This is a genomic window from Serratia sp. K-E0102 (genome assembly GCF_029962625.1).
Classification (GTDB): Bacteria; Pseudomonadota; Gammaproteobacteria; order Enterobacterales; family Enterobacteriaceae; genus Serratia; species Serratia sarumanii.
Map to the genome: position 1 here is coordinate 1,519,713 of NZ_CP124754.1, position 19,932 is coordinate 1,539,644.

Genomic DNA, 19,932 nt, shown 5'->3' on the forward strand with positions numbered 1-19,932 from the left:
CGGCGTTAGCGGTAAGGTTTCAGCCAGCCGAGCCCGGCGGCGGTGTCGCCGCGCGGCCGGTATTCGCAACCTACCCAGCCTTGATAACCGAGCGCATCCAGCCTGTCGAACAGCCACGGGTAATTCAGTTCGCCGTCATCCGGCTCATGGCGATCCGGCACCGAGGCTATCTGGATATGCGCGTAGCGCCCGGCCAGCGTTTCCAGCAGCCCGCTGATATTGCCGTCCACTAACTGCGCGTGGAAAAAGTCGAACTGAATGAACACGTTCGGTCTCTCGATAGCCGCCACCGCCTCCGCCGCCTGATGTTGACTGGCGAACAGGTAGTCGGGTTTGACCGGTGGGCTGAGCGCTTCGATCAGCACCTTGACGCCGTGCGGGGCGAAGGCGTCGGCGGCATAGCGCGCATTGGCGATAAAGGTGTCGAGATAACGCTGCCGGTCCGCGCCCGCGGGCACCACGCCGGCCATCAGGTGCACGCAGGGGCAGGCGAGGGCGATGGCGTAGGCCAGCGCGCGATCGATATCGGCGCGCGCATCCTGCTCGCGGCCCGGCAGCGCCGCCAGCCCCCATTCGCCGGCGGCGACATCGCCGGGCGCGGTGTTGAACAGCACCTGTTGCAGGCCGTGTTCGCGCAGTTTTTCCGCCAACAGCTCGGCGGGATGCTCGTAAGGGAACAGGAACTCCACCGCGTTGAAGCCCTGTGCGGCAGCGGCGGCGAAGCGCTCGAGGAACGGCACTTCGTTAAACATCATCGATAAATTGGCGGCAAATTTAGGCATGGGTCAGCTCCGTAATTCGGCAATTTCATCATCGGTCAAATAGCGGATCGGACGATCGCCGAGGGTGAAGATCAGCCGCGCCGCATCTTCCATCTCTTCGGTATTGTCCGCCGCCGCTCGCAGGTCTTTACCCGTCACCACCGGCCCGTGGTTGGCCAGCAAAAAGGCGCGGTGGGTGGGCGCCAGGCGGGCCAGATCCTGCGCCAGCCTTTCGTCGCCGGGGCGATAGTAGGGCACCACCGGCACCTTGCCGACGCGCATCACCACATAGGGGGTGAACGGTTTGATGGCGTTGTCGACGTCCAGCCCCTGCAGGCAAGAGAGCGCCGTGAGGTAGGTGCAATGCAGGTGCACCACCGCTTTGCATTCCGGGTTGTTCAGATACAGCGCGCGGTGAAAGCTGATCTCTTTCGACGGCTTGTCGCCGGACAGCCAGTCGCCGTTCAGGCTCACTTTAGACAGGCGGTCGGCCTGCAGCTCGCCGAGACAGGAGCCGGTCGGCGTCGCCAGCAGCGCGCCGTCCGGCAGCAACAGCGAGAGGTTGCCGGCTGAGCCGGTGGCGTAACCGCGTTGGAAAAACGAGGCGCCCAGGCGCACCATCTCTTCTCGTGCCTGCTGTTCGATGGTCGTGGTCATACTGGAAACTCCGTTTGCGCGCGCGTGAAGAAGGCTTCATCGCCAAAATTGCCTGATTTCAATGCCAGGGAAATGGCCCGATCGCTGGCGCGCACCCAGGGAACGCCGGGGGAAATGCTGGGGCCGATATGGAAGCCGCGAATGCCCAGCGCCTGCGTGACCACGCCGGAGGTTTCGCCGCCGGCGACGATAAAGCGGCTGAATCCCAACTGGCGCAGTTGCACTACCAGCTCGGCGAACAACGCCTCCACCGCCTCGCTGGCGGCGCTACCGTACTGCCGTTGCGTTTGCTGCAGCGCTTCCGGCGCTGCGGTGGCGTAGATCAGCGGGGCAAGCGCCTCCCCGGCGTGACGCTGCGCCCAATGCGCCAGCTCGGCGGCGTAGGCGGCGCGCGCCTGCGGATCGAGACAGCGGCCGATATCGATGGCCTGCGCCGCCGCGCGTTCGCGGTAGTGCGCCACCTGCCGGTTAGTCATGACGGAGCAAGAACCGGACAGCACAGCCGCTTTCTCGCCCTGCGGCGCACCGGCCGCCTCTGCCGAACGCTCGCCGTTCTGCGCCCACTGCTGCGCCAGGCCGATCGCCAGGCCCGAACCGCCGGTCACCAGCTTCATCGTTTTCAACGCTTCGCCCTGGCTGAGCAGATGCCGTTCGTTGAGCGTATCCAGCACCGCGTAGCGCACGCCTTCCTGCGCCAATTGCCGCAGTTTCTCGCTGATCGCCCCGGCGCCGCGATCCATTTCCGCCGCCGTCACCAGCCCGCAGCGCCCGGTGGCCTGGGATTCCATCAGGCGCAGCAGGTTGCTGTCGGTCATCGGCGTGACCGGGTGATGACGCATGCCGGATTCGGACAGCAGCTGTTCCCCGACGAACAGGTGGCCCTGATAGACCGTGCGGCCGTTTATCGGCAACGCCGGAGATACCACAGTGAAACTTTCCCCCAGCGCGGCGAGCAGGGCGTCGGTCACCGGGCCGATATTGCCCTGCGCGGTGCTGTCGAAAGTGGAGCAGTATTTGAAGTAGAACTGGCGGCAGCCCTGTTTTTGCAGCCAGGCCAGCGCCTGCAACGACAGTTCGACCGCCTGCTCTGCCGGGCAGGAGCGCGATTTCAGGCTGATGACCGCCGCCTGCGCGCTGACCGGCGTTTCGTCTTGCGGCACGCCGTTCAACTGCACCGTCGGCAGGCCGTTTTGCACCAGAAAACTGGCGATATCGGTCGCGCCGGTAAAATCATCCGCGATTACGCCGAGCAGCATCAGATTGCCTCCTTTTTCTGCGGCAAATCGATGCCGGCAAAGATTTTGATTACCGCACTGTCGTCTTCTTTACCGTAACCGGCGTTGCTGGCGGCGGTAAACATGGTGAAGGCGGTGGAGGCCAGCGGCAGCGGGAAGTGCAGCGCCTTGGCGGTATCGGCCACCAGCCCCAGATCCTTGACGAAGATATCCACCGCCGATTTGGGCGCATAGTCGCCGTCGACCACGTGGCGCATGCGATTTTCGAACATCCAGGAGTTGCCGGCGGCGTGGGTGACCACGTCGTACATCACGTCCAGCGGGATGCCGGCGCGGGCGGCCAGCGCCATGGCTTCCGCTCCGGCGGCGATGTGCACCCCGGCCAATAGCTGGTGGATGATTTTAACCGTCGCGCCCAGGCCGATCGCCTCGCCGATGCGGTAAACCTTGCCGGCGATGGCGTCCAGCACGGGTTGCAGGCGCTCGAAGGTGGCGTCGGCGCCGGCGGCCATCACCGTCATCTGGCCTTCCTCCGCCTTGGCCGCTCCGCCGGAAACCGGTGCATCCAGCATCGGCAGCCCGTAGTCCAGCAGCCGTTGCTCGATCTGTTTGGCGTCATCGGCGGAAATGGTCGAAGAGACCATCACCGCGGTGCCCGGCTTGAGCTTTGGCGCCAGGCCTTGTTCGCCGAACAGGATCTGCTTCACCTGGGCGGCGTTCACCACCAGCAGCAGCACGGCGTCCAGTTCGGCGGCGAAGTCGCGCGCGCTGGTAGACGCGTGTTTTGCGCCGGCCTGTTGCAGCGCCGCCAACGCCTGCGGATTCAGGTCCGCCCCGTAGGTGGTCAATCCGGCGCGGAGGCACGAGCGCGCCGCGCCCATGCCCATCGCGCCCAGCCCAATGACGCAGACGGCATAATTCCCTGGGTGTGTCATACTGCACTCCTGTTAATTTTAGTGATAATTTGTTTTGTTGTGTTAAATGTAAGCGCTTGACGGCCGTTTATCCGCGATCGATATCACAATAATTAACAGTGAGTGAGACGAATTCTTCGTACAGTTTCTGGCCTGTATCAACATTATTGTTATGTTTTTAAATAAGTTTATGTTTTTCTGGCGTCACTGCGCGCGCCGTCACGCCGCGAAAAATTAGGGCTATCGGCGAACGAAAATTGACGTAAAATCACAATTATTATCACCGCAGCAACGAGAGGGAACCGTGATACCTGTAGAACGCCATCAACAAATTCTTGCGCTGGTATCCGAACGCGGCGTCGTCAGCATTGTCGAGCTGACCGAACGGCTGGGGGTGTCGCATATGACGATCCGCCGCGATTTGCAAAAGCTGGAGGAACAGGGCGCGGTGCAGTCGGTCTCGGGCGGCGTGCAGGCACCCGAGCGGGTGGCGAGCGAACCTTCGCACCAGGCCAAAGAGGGGATGTTCAGCCGGCAGAAAATCGCCATCGGCCGGCTGGCGGCGCGGCAAATTCCCGCCAATAGCTGTATTTATCTGGATGCCGGCACCACCACGCTGGCGCTGGCGAAGCAGATCGGTGAACGTGACGATTTGACGGTGGTGACCAACGACTTTGTCATCGCCGGCTTCCTGATCGAACACAGCCAGTGCAGAATCATCCACACCGGCGGCACCGTGTGCCGGGAAAACCGCTCCTGCGTCGGCGAAGCGGCGGCGCAGGCGCTGCGCGGTCTGTTTATCGATCTGGCGTTTATCTCCGCCTCTTCGTGGAGCATGCGCGGCCTGTCGACGCCGAACGAAGACAAGGTGATGGTAAAGAAGGCCATCGTCGAGGCCAGCCGCCGCTGCATTCTGCTCAGCGACACCTCGAAATACGGCAAGATCGCGACCTACCTGGCGCTGCCGATCGCCGCCTTTGACGCCGTCATTACCGACGAGGGGCTGCCAGCCGCCGCGCGGGAGGCAATCGAGCAAGCGGGGCTTGCGTTGCTGACGGCAGGGGAAGAAGAGTAAGAACGAACCGGAATCAGGATAAAAGTTCGGTATCGATGCCACATGCGGGCGGTTCACTTGCTTCAACGCCGTCGCGTTCACGCCATTCGCGGCGCCTTTGTTCCGCCCATTCTTCGTGGAAAGCTTGCATCTCTTTTTGGTGCCGTTCCTTCATGCTCATAGGGGTTGGGTGGGATTCTGCCGTTAACAGGCGGGATTTCGATGACATATAATCCGTCCTCAATAAGCTCCTGGTTGTACAAATAATGTACGCGACGCGCGTGTTTTTTCAAGAGCGAGTCATAAATTCTGGCTAATGCCGGCCTGAGCGGTACGCTGAAAACCAATCTTGCTTGGTATTGCGCAACAAAGGTGACGATCGCCAGACCAATGCCATTAATGAAGAGTTGTTCTCGTTCATATCGGGTGTACGCCATCCTGGTATAGGTATCAAATAAGGATCTGGCTACTTCGGCGCGGACTTCCAATGCTTTTACATCATACAGTTCCATGGCATACGCATTGTCCAATATTTCCGAGGTGGGATAAGCCCCAATAAGCCATTGACGCATCCTTAACGTCGCTTTTTTAAAATCAAGGTAATACGCAGCAGCAGCGCCTGCATTTTTATAAACCGTTATTCGGTATCTATACTCTGTGGCTGGTCGCGCATTGATCTCCCTCACATCAATCTCCATGATGAAATCCTTTTTACTATTATTTTTCCTATAGTTATCCCCTTTGTGACGAACCGATTATTAACTGCGGCGGAGAAGATCCTCCAGCCGCCGATGGCGCTTATGCGCAGCGCCGCGCAAAACTAAATGCCGCTGAACCAGTTGTAGCCCTGATCTTCCCAATAGCCGCCCGGATTGACGTCGCTGACGAAGATGGCGGCGATATGTTTGGCGTTTTTGAACCCCAGCTTGGTGGGCACCCGCAGCCGCAGCGGGTAGCCATAGTCCGCCGGCAGCGCCTTGCCGCCGAAATCCAGCGCCAGAATGGTCTGCGGGTGCAGCGCGGTGGCCATGTCGAGGCTGGAGTAGTAGCGATCGGCGCATTTGAAGCCGACGTAACCGGCATTCAGATCCGCCCCGACGTGCTGCAGAAAGGTGCGCAGCGGCACGCCGCCCCATTGGCCGATGGCGCTCCAGCCCTCAATGCAGATCAGACGCGTGATCTGGCTTTGCTGCGGCAGCCGCTGCAGCTGTTCCAGCGTCCAGGGCGCTTTTTTCTCCACTTTCCCCGCGACTTCAAGCCGGTAGCCGGCCAGATCGATCTCGGGGACGTTGTATTCCGGGTAAAACGCGTTGAAGGGGAAAGGCTGGGTAATCTGATCGGGCCGGTAAGTTTGCGCCAGCCGCTGGCCGCTGAACAGCCAGGCCTGCACCCGGTCGTTCCAGCGCGACATGGCCCACAGCACCTTATCCACCCGATCGCCGTCTTGCAGGTTGCAACCGGTGAGCATGGCGATGCCGCCCAGCGTCAGGCCGGAGCGCAGCATCAGGCGGCGCTGCAGATTGACCAGTTGCTTTTTTTGGTCCGGTTCCAGTTTTGGCGCGGTTGCCCGCGGCTTTTTCTCATTCATGTTTGCCACCCGTTATCATCGCCCACAGCGTTTTGGGCACGACGATCACCATAAAGACGTGGATCGCCACGAACAGGCCAATGCCGACCATGGCGAAGAAATGCACGTAGCGCGCGAAATCGAAGCCGCCAAACAGGGCGACCAATCCCTGCAGCTGAACCGGCTTCCAAATCGCCAGGCCGGACAGCACCAGCAATAGGCCCAGCGCCAGCACGCCGAGATACATCAGCTTCTGAATGGCGTTGTAGTGGCCATGCCGGTGGCGCAGGCGCAGCGTCAACGCCAGCCAGATATCCTGCCGCAGCGCGCCGACGCGAAGCGGCAACAGATCGCGGCGAAAATGGCCGCTGAACAGGCTCCACAGCAGATAGCAGGCGGCGTTGAGCGCCAATAGCCACATCACCGCCAAATGCCAACCAATCGCGCCGCCCAGCCAACCGCCCAGCGTCATCTGCGGCGGAAAGCGGAAATCGAACAGCGGCGAGGCGTTATAGATCTCCCAGCCGCTCATGAACATGCACACCATGGCGAACAGGTTGATCCAATGAGTGATTCGAACCGGCCAGCGATGCACCGGCCGCGACGCGTTGGTTTTCATGGCTTTCTCCGGTTACATCGGCGGTACGGTGCCGTCTTTGCCGGCGGATATGCGGGTGGCGACGCGCTCGCCCTTATCGTTGACGGCGGAGAACAGCACGATGTGCACGCCCGGCTTCAGCAGGCTCAGATCGCCCGGATCCAGCGTCACGATCGGCACGTCTTCCGGCACGACGACGGTTTTCTGCTGGTTGCCGTAGGTGACGGTCAGGGTGCGGCCGTTGGATTTCACCAGTTTGCCGACGGTGCCGTTGGTCATGGTGTCCACTTTGCCGTCGGCGGATTCCCAGGCCGAGTGCCCTTCGCCGGTGCCGCGCAGGCTGGCGGCGAACACGTGCACCTCCAGCGCTTTGAGCGTGCCGTCCGGCTGCGGCACGGCGGCGGTGCCGATAAAGCTGTCCGGTTTGATGTCGTCCAGCGTGGCCTTGGACACGCTGAGCACTTTGGTCTGATCGTTCAGCTTGACGCTGAGCGTCTCACCCTTGCGATCGGTCAGCTGCAGATTGCCGTCGGCCACCTGGCTGATGGTGCCGCGCAGCGGCGCGATAACCTTGCCCGGCGTTTGAGCGGCGGCGGCCAGGCCGCTGGACAGCAGCAAGGTGGACAACAGTAAACCGGCTATACGATGACGGGTAATCATAACGTTCTCCTGAAATGAGTTTGCCGGGTAAGCATGGTTGAGCCATTGGGTCAGCGCCATGGCCGTTTGATGACATTAATGTCATCAAGTTTGTCCGCCGAAGCTGCTAGTATTTTTGCAGACGTAACGAGGTGGCGAGCATGCGAATACTGGTAGTTGAAGACGATATCGGCACAGGGGATTACCTGAAGAAAGGGCTGAGCGAGGCGGGGTACGGCGTCGATTTGGCGCGCACCGGCACCGACGGGTTGTTTCGCGCGTTGGAGCAGGATTACGATGCGATCGTGCTCGACGTGATGCTGCCGGGGCTGGACGGTTGGCAGATCATCGAGGTGCTGCGCAAGAAAAGCGACGTGCCGATTCTGTTTCTCACCGCTCGCGACGGCGTGCAGGATCGCATCCACGGTCTGGAGCTGGGCGCGGACGATTATCTGATTAAACCGTTTTCGTTCACCGAACTGGTGCTGCGTTTACGCACCTTGCTGCGCCGTGGGCCGGCGCGCGAAGCCGATCATTATGCCATCGCCGATCTGCAGCTGGACGTGCTGCGCCGCCGGGCGGTGCGTCAGGAACAGGTGATCCCGTTGACCAACAAGGAGTTCATGCTGCTGCACCTGCTGGTGCGGCGCGAGGGAGAAGTGCTGTCGCGCACGCAGATCGCCTCTCAGGTGTGGGACATGAATTTCGACAGCGACACCAATGTGGTTGACGTGGCGATCAAACGCCTGCGCGCCAAAATAGACCGGCCGTTCGACGTCAAGCTGATCCACAGCGTGCGCGGCATCGGCTATGTCTGCGAGCCACGCTCGTGAACGGGCGCACTTCACGTCGGCCGGTATCGCTGACGCTGCGCACCGCCACGCTGTTCGCGCTGGTGGCCGCTTTGGTGGTGAGCGGGACGGGCGGGTATCTGTATAGTGCCATGCGCCAGGAAATGACGCTGCGCAGCGATCTGCAGGTGACCGGGCGCGTAGAGTATTTCCGCCATTTGCTGGGACAGCGCTTTCCTTTGGCGCGCCTGACCGCCAATAACGGCCTGTTTGAAAACATGCTGGGCAATGAACAGGACGTGCTGATTTTCCAAATTCCGGGGCAAGAACCGCTCATCAACGTGAACCCGGCCGGGGTGGCATTGCCGCCGATCGCGCCGACGCCGGCCGGCCAGGCGCAGACGTTGGCCGCCGTGCGCGGCGGGGAAACGGCGCAGGGGGTGCCGCTGCGTGCGGCGTCGGCGATGGTGCGCCTGGAAGACGGCAGCCTGTTGCAGATCTCCGCCGCGCACGTGATGGTCAACGAGCAGAAGATGCTGGCGCGTTACCTGTGGCGCATCGTCGCGGCGGTGGCGGTGGCTTTCCTGCTGATTGCGCTGCTGGGGTATGGGGTCATGCGCCGGGGATTGAAGCCGTTATGGCGCATGGCGGCGCAGGCATCGCAGATTGCGCCCAATACGCTGTCGACGCGCCTCAGCGAGCAGGGGGCGCCGAAGGAGTTGCAGCAGCTGACCCGTTCGTTCAATGCGATGCTCGATCGATTGAATGAAGGCTATCAGCGCCTGACGCAGTTTTCCGCCGATCTGGCCCATGAGATCCGCACCCCGGTAGGGGCGCTGATGGGCCAGTGCCAGGTGGCGCTTTACCAGCCCCGCAGCGTGGAGGAGTACGAAACCCTGCTGTCGAACAATATGGATGAGCTGGAGCGCATTTCCCGCATGGTGGAAAACATCCTGTTCCTGGCGCGCGCCGGGGAGGCGCAGTCTGCGCTGAACTACGGCCGTCTGGATGTGGCGCTGGAACTGCGGCGGGTGGCGGATTACTTCGAAGGGCTGGCGGAAGAACGCGGCATCGCGCTGAGCTGCGAAGGGGAAGGCGAGCTGAAGGCGGACGCGATGTTGTTCCAGCGGGCGCTGAGCAACCTGGTGGCCAACGCGGTGCGCTATGCCGATGAAAACAGCCTGATCGCGTTGCGGGCTGAACGGCGCGCCGATGCCTGGTGGGTGCAGGTTATCAATCAGGGGCCGCCGATCGCGCCGGCACAGCTGGAAAAACTGTTCGATCGTTTCTACCGCGCCGATCCCGCGCGCAGCGCCGGCAATCATGCCAGTGGGCTGGGGCTGTCTATCGTGCGCGCCATCATGACGCTGCACGGCGGTGAGGTGCGCGCGCAGTGTTCCGCTGGCCAGGATGCTGCTTGCTTGACCTTTAGCCTGATATTCCCTTCATCAGTTCAATGAACTGCGCGAATGTTTTCGCCTGTTGCGAATAATGCGACAGGCGTCATTCGTAAGCTTTTCCTTTCATTATTATTTCCCCAGCGCCTTGGCTGAACCTAAATTTTAACATTTGCGTCGCGGCAAGCGTGTTAATTCATCAGGCTAATGCGTATGCCGGCTATATGTGATTGCGCTCAACATTCACGTGTTATTATTTTTTTATTAAAATTTAGTTCTGCGACCATTTTTTGAGATGATTTTCCTTAAAGTTTGTAATCTGCGATATAAAAAACTAACTTTGTGGTTTTTATCGCGTCAATATATCAATGGGCGTGGTGATTGGTTAACCTTTGGTTATGGTTTGCAAGAAAAATCCTATATAACGGTGGTGAGGTGAAAAAGCGTATTTCGTGGCGTTGATTGCGTGGTTTTTCTTGCCTGCATTTGGGTGTTTTTGCGAATTAACCCGATTTAATATTTCATTAACATTTGACGCCAAACTATAAATTATCGCTATAGTGAAAACATGTGAATAAAATGAAATATAGATTTAATGACCATATTCTCTTTGACGCAGACACCAGAACCCTTAGCCCAACTGATTTTTCTGACGATCCCATATCCATATCCAGTCCTTCCAAGCGGTTGTTGCTGCTGCTGATTGCCCACCATGGCGAGGCCGTGGGGCGTGAATTGATATTCAAGAAGGTCTGGGACGATTACGGCATGGTTTCCAGCAATAATAATCTTAATCAGTGCGTCAGCAAATTACGTCGGGTGATTAAAAATCTGGGCGTCGAGGAAGAGGTTATTGTCACTGTCCCTAAAGTGGGTTTTATGCTGCGTGATGAGATTACCATCGAGTCTTATGAGGAAGCGGAAGATAGACACGATGCAGAACCCGCCGCCTCTTTGCCGGAGCCTGCGCCCGAAGCGGCGATAAACCCGCCATCCGCAACCGTCATCAACCGGGCCACCTCTTTTTTCGGTGATTCCCGCCGCGGCTGGCTGATGATCTGTGCATTGGTCCTGGGGGGCATCCTCATGGCCATTGCTGTCACCGCCTATTTCAGCGGCTCGGAGGCCCGGCAGGAGAGCTACCTGGGAAAGTCCGGCAATTGTAAGGTTTTCATGTCCTTGCCTGCCGCCTCGGCGTCGGTCAACGCCAGCCTGAATCGGGACATTCTGGCTTACGCCGCTCACCAAACGGGAGAATGCAGCGGCGATGAGTTTTTGCTGGTGGTGCGCAGTAATCAGGTCAGGGCTTACATTTCCGGCATTTCCCGCTTATTCCTGCTGCGCTGCAAGATTTTGCGTGAACATAAAATGGAGATCTGTTCCGGTTTGGAAAGCGACAATGCCGAGTTTATTAATTGACCATCGATAGCCGTCGGCCCAACGCGATTGAAAGGACGGTGGATATGACAAAAATATTACAGCATTGAAATTGAACGTTTGATTTTCATTTGGCGGGGTGCCGTGTGGCGTTTATCGAGAGGTATTTCCCTTTCTCTACCGCTTTCTACCTCATTATGGTGATTATGTATGGTTAAAGCCGATTTCGGTGATGCGCTGCTATTTTTTGAACCCAGCTATTTAGTGAGAACAGGAATGGAAGCATTTCTCGTTACCCGATCAAGTGACAGGTATTTTATCGATACCTTGAGCGAGCTGGAGGGAGCATTGAAAGGGGGGAAGCCGCGCGCGCTTATTATGGAGTTATATCATCAGAACGAATATTTGTATGATGTATTGCGGTTCGTTCTGACGGCAAAAAATGTCTGGCCGGAACTTCCCTTGGTGATTTTCACCGCGGTAGAACACCCCGGTATATTAGCGCTGTTAGCGAGGGATGCGCGCATAGCTATAGTGGCAAAGGAGGAACCTTTGCATTGCCTGCGTGATGCCATTGCGGCTGCGGGTGAGTTCTCCGGCTATCGTTCCCCGCATATTCGCGCCCGGTTGGCCCATTCGCCTGTCGCATTATCTGACGGTGAATGGCGAGTTTTGGCCATGATGGCTGCCGGCGCATCTCCACGAAGCATTGCCAACCTGACCCGGCGAAGTTACAAAACCATCAGCTCCCATAAACTGAATATTATGCGAAAACTGGGCCTCAATCAGGCCGGTTTTATGCGGCTTATTCTTTCCCTGAGAACCCGGTACCCTTCCTGACACAGGGCGAGAAGCCCCCTTTTTCTCTACAGCGGCCGATCTGGATTGGCTGCTGCTCTCCTGAGTTAATCCAATCAATCTTCTCTCCTCAACGAATGACGCGGGCTGAAATTCTGTACGGACATGGCAAGGATAAACAGGGCTGCTTTGTGGTTAAACAACAACCGCTTTGATGGGGTTAAACCACAATATGATTGTGCTTTCATCAAAGGCTTAATCCGTGTTTTAACGTGACTGGAGGTGGTTAAAACCTTAATTGCGGTATTTAAATCTAAATATTTAAACTTTAATAGTTAATGATTCTTTTTTGATCGGCTAGGGATATTCTTGTGGCGTCAAGCAGACTGGCTAAACGCAGTGATGCAAACGGCTGGCTGAGGATGGACGAAAGAAAGAAAACATATTCAACATTGAAGGGAGTTATACCATGAAGAAAATGACACTGGCTCTGGCGATCGTTTCCGCCTTTGCAGCGGTCAGCACTGCTCAAGCCGCCGACGTTACCGCTCAGGCGTTGGCAACCTGGTCTGCGACCGCCAAGAAAGACACCACCAGCAAACTGGTTGTGACGCCGATTGGCAGCCTGACCTTCAACTATGCAGAAGGCATTAAGGGTTTCAACAGTCAGAAAGGCCTGTTTGACGTCACCGTGGAAGGCGATACCACGGCCACCGCTTTCAAACTGACCTCAAAACTGGTCTCCAATACGCTGACTCAGCTGGATACTTCCGGTTCTACGCTGGAAGTCGGGGTGAACTACAACGGTGCTGCGGTAGAGAAAACGGCTGAAACCACCATGATCGACACCACCGCCGGCATTTTGGGCGGCAATCTGAGCGCCCTGTCCAACGCCTATAACCAGGCCGGCCGCACCAGCGCGCAGGATCAGTTCACCTTCAGCATCATCGGCGCGACGTCAAACGGCACCACCGCCGTCACGGATTTCAGCACGTTGCCGGAAGGTATCTGGAGCGGCGACGTCAGCGTCGAGTTCAACGCGACCTGGACTTCCTAATCCCCCGAACGATCTGCACCTGGCAGGGGGGAGACCTCCTGCTATTTATCGCTCATCAACGCCAGTGGAATACCGCAATGACACGCTTTTCTCTCGCCGTCACCCTGATGTTAATGCTGCTGCGGCCGGCTTTGGCTCTCGATGTGGGTGAGATCAGCTCCTTCATGCCTGGCGACAGCGCGCGCCTGAGCAAGGAAATCAAAAACACCACCGACAGCGGCCGGCTGGTGAACATCAAGATCGAACGCATTTCCAGCCCCCTGGCCTCCGGTACGGCGATCCCGATGAGCAGCCGGGATGAAATGCTGCTGTCGCCCGCCAGCCTGATCTTGCCGGCCAACGCCAGCGACGTGATCCGCTTTTACTACAAGGGGCCGAACGATGCTCAGGAGCGCTACTACCGCATCGTTTGGTTCGATCAGGCGCTGAGCGAGGCGGGGCAAAACTCGGATCGGCGTAATGCCGTGGCCACCACGTCGGCGCGCATCGGCACCATTTTGGTGGTGGCGCCTCGGCAGGATCGCTTCGCCTATCAGTTCGCCAACGGACGGATCAAAAACACCGGCAACGCCACGTTCAAAGTGGTGGCCTACGGCAATTGCAGGAACAAGCAAGACGGCAGCGACTGCAAGGAGAACTATTTCGTGATGCCGGGCAAGGATCGCGCCTTCAGCAAGGTTGACGTCAACGATAAAAAAGGGCGCGTCGCGCTGTGGCACGGCGAACAGTTTATCCCGGTGAAGTAATGCGCGCGTTATCCACGATGGATGCAAAACAATCACGCAAGGAGTGGCATGTGAACGCTGTGCTGTTGAAAACGCTTTTGGCTGCCGGTGCGCTGGCGCTGCCGACGCTGTTGCCTGGCCGTATGGCGATGGCGGCCGGTTTGACGCAGATTAACGGCGTGCTGATCCCGCAAACCTTCAGCCTGGCGTTGCGCGAGGGGATGAGTATTCCGCTGTTGTTGCATTATGAAAAGAGCGATGGCGTCAAAGACGACAGCCGCATCGGCCATGCCTTTCTCTACCTGGATCAGGACAGGCTAACGATTCGTCGGGTGACGCTGGAGGATAACGACGATGGCGCCCGGCTGACGGCGGCGATAGCCGGCCAGCTGCAGGCTTTGCAGGATGCGCCATTCGATCGGCAGCAGCATATCCGGATCGCGGACGACGCTTGGCTGGCGCTGGATTTCCGGCAGCTCAACCTGCAGCTGGTGGTGAAGGAATCCGCGCTCGGAACGGTGCTGCGCGCCCGCTCCAGCGACATCGGCGCGTCCAGCGTGGATGCCGTAAGCAGCACGCTGGATTATAACCTCGGAGTCTACGATAACCGGGCCCGCGCCAGCGAAGGCAATACCTCCAGTTATTTATCGCTCAACAGCGTCACGGCGTTGCGTGAACACCACGTGGAGTTGAACGGTTCCATCTACGGTATCGGCAGCGGCGATGAAAACGCCACGCTGTACAAAGCAATGTACGAGCGTGATTTCGCCGGCCGCCGTTTCGCTGCCGGCATGCTGGACAGCTGGAATCTGCAGTCGCTGGGGCCGGTCACCACCATCAACTCGAGCAAGATTTATGGTCTGTCCTACGGCAACCGCGCCAACTCGACGGTATTCGATAATTCCCAATCGCTGACGCCGATCGTGGTTTTTTTCCCCTCGGCCGGCGAGGTGCATCTGTCGCGCGACGGGCGGCTGCTCAGCGTGCAAACCTTCACGATGGGCAACCATGAAGTGGACACCGGCAGTTTGCCCTACGGTATCTATGACGTAGAGGTGGAAGTCGTGGTCAACGGCAAAGTGGTCGATAAACGCATGCAGCGAGTGAATAAACTGTTCAGCCCCAATCGCGGCGCCAATGCGCCGCTGGCCTGGCAATTTTGGGGCGGGATGCTGCGCATGGACGACTGGCGCGGCGAGCGAGAGCGCCACCGCCCGGCAAAGGACTCTTATTTGCTTGGCGCTTCGGCTACCGGCAATCTGCACACGCTGAATTGGGCGCTGTCGGGGTATTCGTTTGACGGCAACGCCGTCGGCGAGAGCCGCGTCAGCCTGCCGGTGACCGAGTCGATTCAGATCAACCTGCAAAATATGGCGGCCTCCGATCGCTCCTGGAGCCTGGTCAACAGCGTCAGCGCCGCGTTGCCCGGCGGCTTCAGCAGCGTATGGATCAATCAGGAGAAAACGCAGATTGGCGATCGTCTGTTGCAAAATGACGCCTATAACCGCGCCGTTGGCGGCAGCCTTAATCTGGGGGCGCTGTGGTCTCCGCTGGGCACCCTGAGCGCCAGCTACAACGACGATAAGAAGAACGACAGCCACTATTACAACGCCGACTATTACCAGAACATCTTTACCGGCCGCTTCGGCACGCTGGGCGTGCGTGCGGGCGTGCAACGCTACAACAACGGCAGCAGCAACGCCAATACCGGCAAGTACATCGCGCTCGATTTTTCACTGCCGATGGGCAACTGGCTAAGCGCCGGCGTTTCCAATCAAAACGGCTACACCACCGCCAACCTGGCGGCGCGCAAGGACATCAAGGACGGGCCGATCCGCACCCTGGGCGCCAACCTGTCGCGGGCGATTTCCGGTGATACCCGCGGCGACAACCGCTTCAACGGCGGTGGCTATGCGCGCTTCGACACCAAGTATTCTGCCGGCACGCTCAACGTCAGCAGCTCCGCCGACGGCTACGTTAACAGCAGCCTGACCGCGAGCGGCAGCATGGGCTGGCAAGGGCGTGATATTGCCATCAGCGGCCGCAACGAAGGCAACGCCGGGATTATCTTCAATACCGGCATTGAAAACGACGGCCTGCTGACCGCACGGGTTGACGGCCGGATGGTGAAGCTGAGCGGCAATAAGAATTACCTGCCTTTGTCGCCTTACGGTCAGTACGACGTTGAGCTGATGAACAACAAAAACTCGGCGGAGAGCTTCGACATCGTCACCAAGCGCAAGAGCAAGCTCACCCTGTATCCGGGCAACGTGGCGGTGATCTCGCCGGAGATAAAACAGATGGTGACGGTGTTCGGCCGCATCAAGGCGGAGGACGGCACGCTGCTGGCCAACGCCTATATCAAGAACCATATCGGCCGCACCCGCACCGATGAGAAAGGCGAATTTATCATGGACGTCGACAAAAAATTCCCGGTTATCGATTTTACCCACAGCGGCAATCAGACGTGCGAAGTAGATTTGGATCTGAGCAAGGCGCAAGGCGCGGTGTGGGTCGGCGACGTGATCTGCACCGGGCTGAAAACCTATGCGGGCAATCTGTCATCCGGGGAGTCTGACCATGAGAGCTAACGTTGCGCTGTTGTTGTTGTTGGCGCTGGTCGCCCCCGCGCTGCAGGCGGCGGTCAGCCAGACCAACTGGCCGGATGCGGCGGTAATGAAATTTGTCTTCGTGGAGAACAACGCCGACGACAACTTTTTCGTTACGCCGGCCGGCGGGCTGGATCCGCGCATGACCGGCGCCAACAAGTGGACCGGGCTGAAATACGGCGGTTCCGGCACTATCTATCAGCAGAGCCTGGGGTACGTGGACAATGGTTACAACACGGGGCTGAATGCCAACTGGCGCTATGACATGTGGCTGGAAAATGCGCCGATAAAGAATCCGTTCCTCGGCTTGCGTTGCATCAACTGGTATGCCGGTTGCAATATGGATACCAGCTTGATTCTGCCGCAGACCACCGACGAAAAGGGATTTTATGGCGCCGTGGTCACGCCAGGCGGCGCAAAATGGATGCACGGCATGATGTCGCCGAGCTTCTATCAGTATCTGAAGCAGATGGCTGCGGGTGACGCTTTCAGCATGCAGATCAACGGTTGCCAAACGTCGGTGGCTTACGACGCCGCGGCCGGCGGCCGTTGCCAGGATCAGGCCAGCGGCAGCTGGTACAAGCGCACCGTCACGCACAGCAAGGCGGCGCACCTGCGCTTTATCAATACCAACGCCGTATCGGAGGTGTTCGTCAACAGCGATGGGGTGCCGATCATCGGCGAGGGCAATGCCGATTGCAAGAACCAGACTATCGGCGCCCGCTCGGGCATCATGTGCAAGATGGTCAGCTATGATTTGCAGACCGACGGCAGCGTCAGTAATACCTCGATTCATGTTTTCCCGGCGATTAACCATGCGGCGCTGTCATCAGCGGTGAACGCCGCCGACCTGCAGTTCAGTCTGAACGGCAACACCTGGAAAAACACGTCGGGCACCGGCAGCTACTATACCTTTAACGAACTGAAGAGCAGCAATGCCGTCTATGTGTTCTTCTCCAGTAACTTCTTCAAACAGATGGTTGCGCTGGGGATTTCCGACAGCGGCACTCGCGATCTGATCAATTTCCGTTTTCAGAACACCACCTCGCCGGAGTCGGGATGGTATGAGTTTTCCACCTCAAACCAGCTGATTATCAAGCCGCGCGATTTCAGCATCAGCATTATTTCCGATGATTACGACAACAGCCCTCATCGTGAAGGTTATGTCGGCCCGACGGAGCCGGCGCTGGAGTTCGGCTACCTGGTGACTACCAGCGGCAAAACCGCCGCCGATCAGGTGAGGGTGATGGCGACCGGGCCGACTCGGGCGATCAACGGGGTGAACTATTGCCTCTTTTCTTCCGCGGATAACAGTACCCAGGTGCCGTTTCCCGCCACCCTCGGCATCACCACCAGCACCAACGGCCAGCAGAGCTTCGCCGCCGGCTGCGATGGCCAGTGGCACGACATGACCAATGCGCTCTGGAGCAGCACCCCGTGGAATGATATTTCCGGTGAAGTGGGGGTGCTGAACAAGACCCGTGTGACCTTTAGCATTCCGATGAATAACCCGATCTCGCTGAGAACCGTCGACGGCAACGGTTGGTACGGCGACGTCAGCGCCGCCGGTGAAATTCATGTCGAAGCCACCTGGCGCAACATCAATTGAGGGCAGAGCGTGAAACTTATGCTGATAGGGTTGCTGTGTTTGTCCTTCCCCTTTACCGCCGCTGCAATCAATGTCGGTACCCTGACGTTTGCCATGGATCAGGATCGCTCATTCACTGCCAAGCGGGTGTTGAATAACAACCGCAGCGCGCGCCTGTATCAGGTGAGCATTCGCGCCATCGATCGGCCTGGAGAGAGTGAGGTGCGCAGCCGGCCGGCGGATGGCGAGCTGCTGTTCGCGCCGCGCCAGCTGACGCTGCAGGCCGGGCAGGCGGAGTACTACAAGTTTTTCTACCGCGGGCCGCAGGATAATCGCGAGCGTTATTACCGGGTATCATTTCGCGAAGTGCCGACCCGATTGTTCGAGCCGGGGCCGCGTCGGGGCGCCGGCGTCAACCTGGAGCCGATCGTGGTGATGGACACCATTCTGGTGGTGCGTCCGCGTCAGGTAAACTTTGCCTATCGGCTCGATACCCAGCGCGGTACGCTCACCAACACCGGCAACACCTACTTCAAGTTCCTGCTCAAGCCGGGCTGCAACAGCACGGATGAAGAGGGCGTCACCGAATACCTGCGCCCCGGCGATACGCTGACCCATGCCGGTATTCGGCTGAAGGGGCAGAAATTCATTATCTATAACGACAAGTTTATCAGCGTCGATCGCAGCTGCCTCGATTAACGCGGCGGAATGGCAAAGCGGAAACAGGCGCCGCTTTGCGCTTGTTCGATCAGCTGAATATCGCTGTCGTGCAGCTGCAAAATGCGCCGCACGATCATCAACCCCAGCCCGCCGGAAGGGCGCCGGGCGCCGCTCAGGACAGACGGGCGCACGAACAGATCGGCGCGCAGCGTCTGCGGAATACCGGGGCCGCTGTCGCTGACCTGCACCATCACCCGATCGTCCTGCCGCCACAGCCGCACGCCGATGTCGCCGCCGGGCGGCGTATGGCGAATGGCGTTGTCCAGCAGGTTGGTCAGCACCCGCTCAATCATGCTGAGATCGGCGAACACCGGCGGAATGCCGGGGGGAATGTCGGCGTGCAGCCGCTGGTTGCGCGCCTCCGCCGCCAGTTCGAACTTTTGGAACACGTCCTGCAACAGCTCGCTGAGGGAGAAGGGTTCTTTCTGCGGTTTCACCACGCCGTACTCCAGCCGCGCCAGCTCGAACAGCTCCTGCGCCAGCTTGCCCACCTTGCGGCTCTGCGCCAGCGCGATCTCCAGGTAGCGCTGCCGATCGGCTTCGCTCAGGGTGGCGGCTTTGACCGACAGCGTCTCCAGATAGCCGTGCAGCGAGGTGAGCGGGGTGCGCAGATCGTGCGAGACGTTGGCGATGAACTCGCGCCGCAGCCGATCCTGCTGCGCCAGCGTTTGCCACTGTTCGGCAAGGCGCTGCGCCATGCGGTGGAAGGCCTGCTGCAGCTGGCTGACTTCGTCGCGCCCGGCCCGTACCGCCGGCAGCGATGCGTAGGCCTGCACCGCCTCGATGCCGCCGCTGTCCAGCGCGCTGACCTGCCGGGTCAGGCGACGGATAGGGCGCGTCACCCAATAAAACGCCAAACCGCCGGCCAGCAGGCTGAACAGCACCATCAGCCCGGAGGTCCACAGCGCCATCCTGACCGCCGAGTTGAACTGGGCGTTGCTGGCCAGCGCCGTGTACTCTTCGCCGAGCAGCACCACGTACAGATAGCCTTCGATCCGGCCATCAACCTTTAGCGGCGCGACGCTGAACACCTTGCGCCCGTCCGCGCTGCGCGGATCGTCGCCATACACCGGCATCGGCGCGCCACCGAGCAGCGCCTGCAGCGGTGGCAGCGCGACCCGCTGCCGCTTCAGATGCCCGGCCGGCGCGGCGTTGCCGATAATCGTGCCCTGTTTGTCGAGCAGGTAAACCTCAACGCTGGGATTCACCGCCATCAGCTGATCGAACAGGGTATGCACCGCCTGCGGATCCGGCCCGTTCACCCCCAGCAGCGGGTTGCTGTCGGCGATATGCTGCGCCAGGTTGCCGGACAGGCGCTGGATCACCGCCTGGCTGTACTGGGTGCTGCTGCGCACCTGCATCCAGCCGGAAAAGGCGCAGCCGATGACGATCAGCAGCGCGAAGATCAGCGTGAGGCGTTGCGCTAACGTAAGGTTTTTCATGGC

Annotated in this window: 19 protein-coding genes; 10 read left to right on the forward strand and 9 right to left on the reverse strand. The window is 59.2% G+C overall.

The window, feature by feature from the left end:
• Window positions 1–5 precede the first annotated feature (5 nt).
• The 4 genes from otnI to ltnD are packed head-to-tail and all read right to left on the reverse strand — an operon-like array spanning window position 6 to window position 3,588.
• Complete coding sequence (gene otnI, locus SSARUM2_RS07335; protein ID WP_060452752.1) at window positions 6–782, reverse strand: 2-oxo-tetronate isomerase; 777 nt, start codon at window positions 780–782, stop codon at window positions 6–8.
• A gap of 3 nt (window positions 783–785) precedes the next feature.
• Window positions 786–1,418: an aldolase gene (locus tag SSARUM2_RS07340; RefSeq protein WP_033637668.1), complete on the reverse strand. Its 633-nt coding sequence runs from the start codon at window positions 1,416–1,418 to the stop codon at window positions 786–788.
• Window positions 1,415–2,674, reverse strand: a complete 1,260-nt coding sequence (otnK, locus tag SSARUM2_RS07345) for a 3-oxo-tetronate kinase (RefSeq protein ID WP_080437560.1) — start codon at window positions 2,672–2,674, stop codon at window positions 1,415–1,417. The genes SSARUM2_RS07340 and otnK overlap by 4 nt, the downstream gene beginning before the upstream one ends.
• Window positions 2,674–3,588, reverse strand: a complete 915-nt coding sequence (gene ltnD / locus SSARUM2_RS07350; RefSeq protein ID WP_033646860.1) for an L-threonate dehydrogenase — start codon at window positions 3,586–3,588, stop codon at window positions 2,674–2,676. Before ltnD ends, otnK begins: the two co-directional genes overlap by 1 nt.
• 283 nt (window positions 3,589–3,871) lie before the next feature.
• Between ltnD and ygbI the strand changes: the two genes are divergently transcribed.
• Entirely contained in the window at window positions 3,872–4,642 is a 771-nt protein-coding gene (ygbI, locus tag SSARUM2_RS07355; RefSeq protein ID WP_060452754.1) for a DNA-binding transcriptional repressor YgbI, read from the forward strand.
• Between the two features lie 77 nt (window positions 4,643–4,719).
• Here the strand turns inward: ygbI and SSARUM2_RS07360 are convergent, their stop codons facing one another.
• The 4 genes from SSARUM2_RS07360 to SSARUM2_RS07375 form a co-directional block, all read right to left on the reverse strand.
• Complete coding sequence (locus tag SSARUM2_RS07360) at window positions 4,720–5,319, reverse strand: hypothetical protein (protein WP_041034124.1); 600 nt, start codon at window positions 5,317–5,319, stop codon at window positions 4,720–4,722.
• A 122-nt stretch (window positions 5,320–5,441) separates the two neighbouring features.
• The gene (locus tag SSARUM2_RS07365) at window positions 5,442–6,209 is read right to left on the reverse strand and encodes a molybdopterin-dependent oxidoreductase (protein WP_033637672.1); all 768 of its coding nucleotides are present in this window, start codon (window positions 6,207–6,209) and stop codon (window positions 5,442–5,444) included.
• Window positions 6,202–6,807, reverse strand: a complete 606-nt coding sequence (locus tag SSARUM2_RS07370; RefSeq protein ID WP_033637673.1) for a cytochrome b/b6 domain-containing protein — start codon at window positions 6,805–6,807, stop codon at window positions 6,202–6,204. Before SSARUM2_RS07370 ends, SSARUM2_RS07365 begins: the two co-directional genes overlap by 8 nt.
• A 12-nt stretch (window positions 6,808–6,819) precedes the next feature.
• On the reverse strand, window positions 6,820–7,446 hold the full coding sequence (locus SSARUM2_RS07375; RefSeq protein WP_033653393.1) for a hypothetical protein: 627 nt from the start codon (window positions 7,444–7,446) through the stop codon (window positions 6,820–6,822).
• 140 nt (window positions 7,447–7,586) lie between these two features.
• Between SSARUM2_RS07375 and SSARUM2_RS07380 the strand changes: the two genes are divergently transcribed.
• The 9 genes from SSARUM2_RS07380 to SSARUM2_RS07420 all read left to right on the forward strand — a co-directional run bounded on the left by SSARUM2_RS07380 (window position 7,587) and on the right by SSARUM2_RS07420 (window position 18,466).
• Complete coding sequence (locus SSARUM2_RS07380; RefSeq protein ID WP_033637675.1) at window positions 7,587–8,258, forward strand: heavy metal response regulator transcription factor; 672 nt, start codon at window positions 7,587–7,589, stop codon at window positions 8,256–8,258.
• Window positions 8,255–9,676 (forward strand): heavy metal sensor histidine kinase, encoded by a 1,422-nt coding sequence (locus SSARUM2_RS07385; RefSeq protein WP_060452755.1) that lies wholly within the window; start codon window positions 8,255–8,257, stop codon window positions 9,674–9,676. The genes SSARUM2_RS07380 and SSARUM2_RS07385 overlap by 4 nt, the downstream gene beginning before the upstream one ends.
• Before the next feature lie 516 nt (window positions 9,677–10,192).
• Window positions 10,193–11,032, forward strand: a complete 840-nt coding sequence (locus SSARUM2_RS07390; RefSeq protein ID WP_033646852.1) for a winged helix-turn-helix domain-containing protein — start codon at window positions 10,193–10,195, stop codon at window positions 11,030–11,032.
• 168 nt (window positions 11,033–11,200) lie between these two features.
• On the forward strand, window positions 11,201–11,830 hold the full coding sequence (locus tag SSARUM2_RS07395; RefSeq protein WP_060452756.1) for a LuxR C-terminal-related transcriptional regulator: 630 nt from the start codon (window positions 11,201–11,203) through the stop codon (window positions 11,828–11,830).
• A gap of 427 nt (window positions 11,831–12,257) precedes the next feature.
• On the forward strand, window positions 12,258–12,845 hold the full coding sequence (locus SSARUM2_RS07400) for a common pilus major fimbrillin subunit EcpA (protein WP_033646847.1): 588 nt from the start codon (window positions 12,258–12,260) through the stop codon (window positions 12,843–12,845).
• Between the two features lie 77 nt (window positions 12,846–12,922).
• A complete protein-coding gene (locus tag SSARUM2_RS07405) occupies window positions 12,923–13,591 on the forward strand; it encodes a hypothetical protein (RefSeq protein ID WP_033646845.1) in 669 nt (222 codons plus the stop codon).
• Between the two features lie 17 nt (window positions 13,592–13,608).
• Window positions 13,609–16,161 (forward strand): CS1-pili formation C-terminal domain-containing protein, encoded by a 2,553-nt coding sequence (locus tag SSARUM2_RS07410; RefSeq protein WP_060452765.1) that lies wholly within the window; start codon window positions 13,609–13,611, stop codon window positions 16,159–16,161.
• Window positions 16,151–17,788, forward strand: coding sequence for a hypothetical protein (locus tag SSARUM2_RS07415; RefSeq protein ID WP_060452757.1), 1,638 nt, complete (start codon window positions 16,151–16,153; stop codon window positions 17,786–17,788). Before SSARUM2_RS07410 ends, SSARUM2_RS07415 begins: the two co-directional genes overlap by 11 nt.
• An 18-nt stretch (window positions 17,789–17,806) precedes the next feature.
• Complete coding sequence (locus tag SSARUM2_RS07420; RefSeq protein WP_120150935.1) at window positions 17,807–18,466, forward strand: fimbria/pilus periplasmic chaperone; 660 nt, start codon at window positions 17,807–17,809, stop codon at window positions 18,464–18,466.
• Here SSARUM2_RS07420 and SSARUM2_RS07425 read toward each other — a convergent pair.
• Window positions 18,463–19,929, reverse strand: a complete 1,467-nt coding sequence (locus tag SSARUM2_RS07425; RefSeq protein WP_049196265.1) for an ATP-binding protein — start codon at window positions 19,927–19,929, stop codon at window positions 18,463–18,465. The genes SSARUM2_RS07420 and SSARUM2_RS07425 overlap by 4 nt on opposite strands.
• Window positions 19,930–19,932 lie beyond the last annotated feature (3 nt).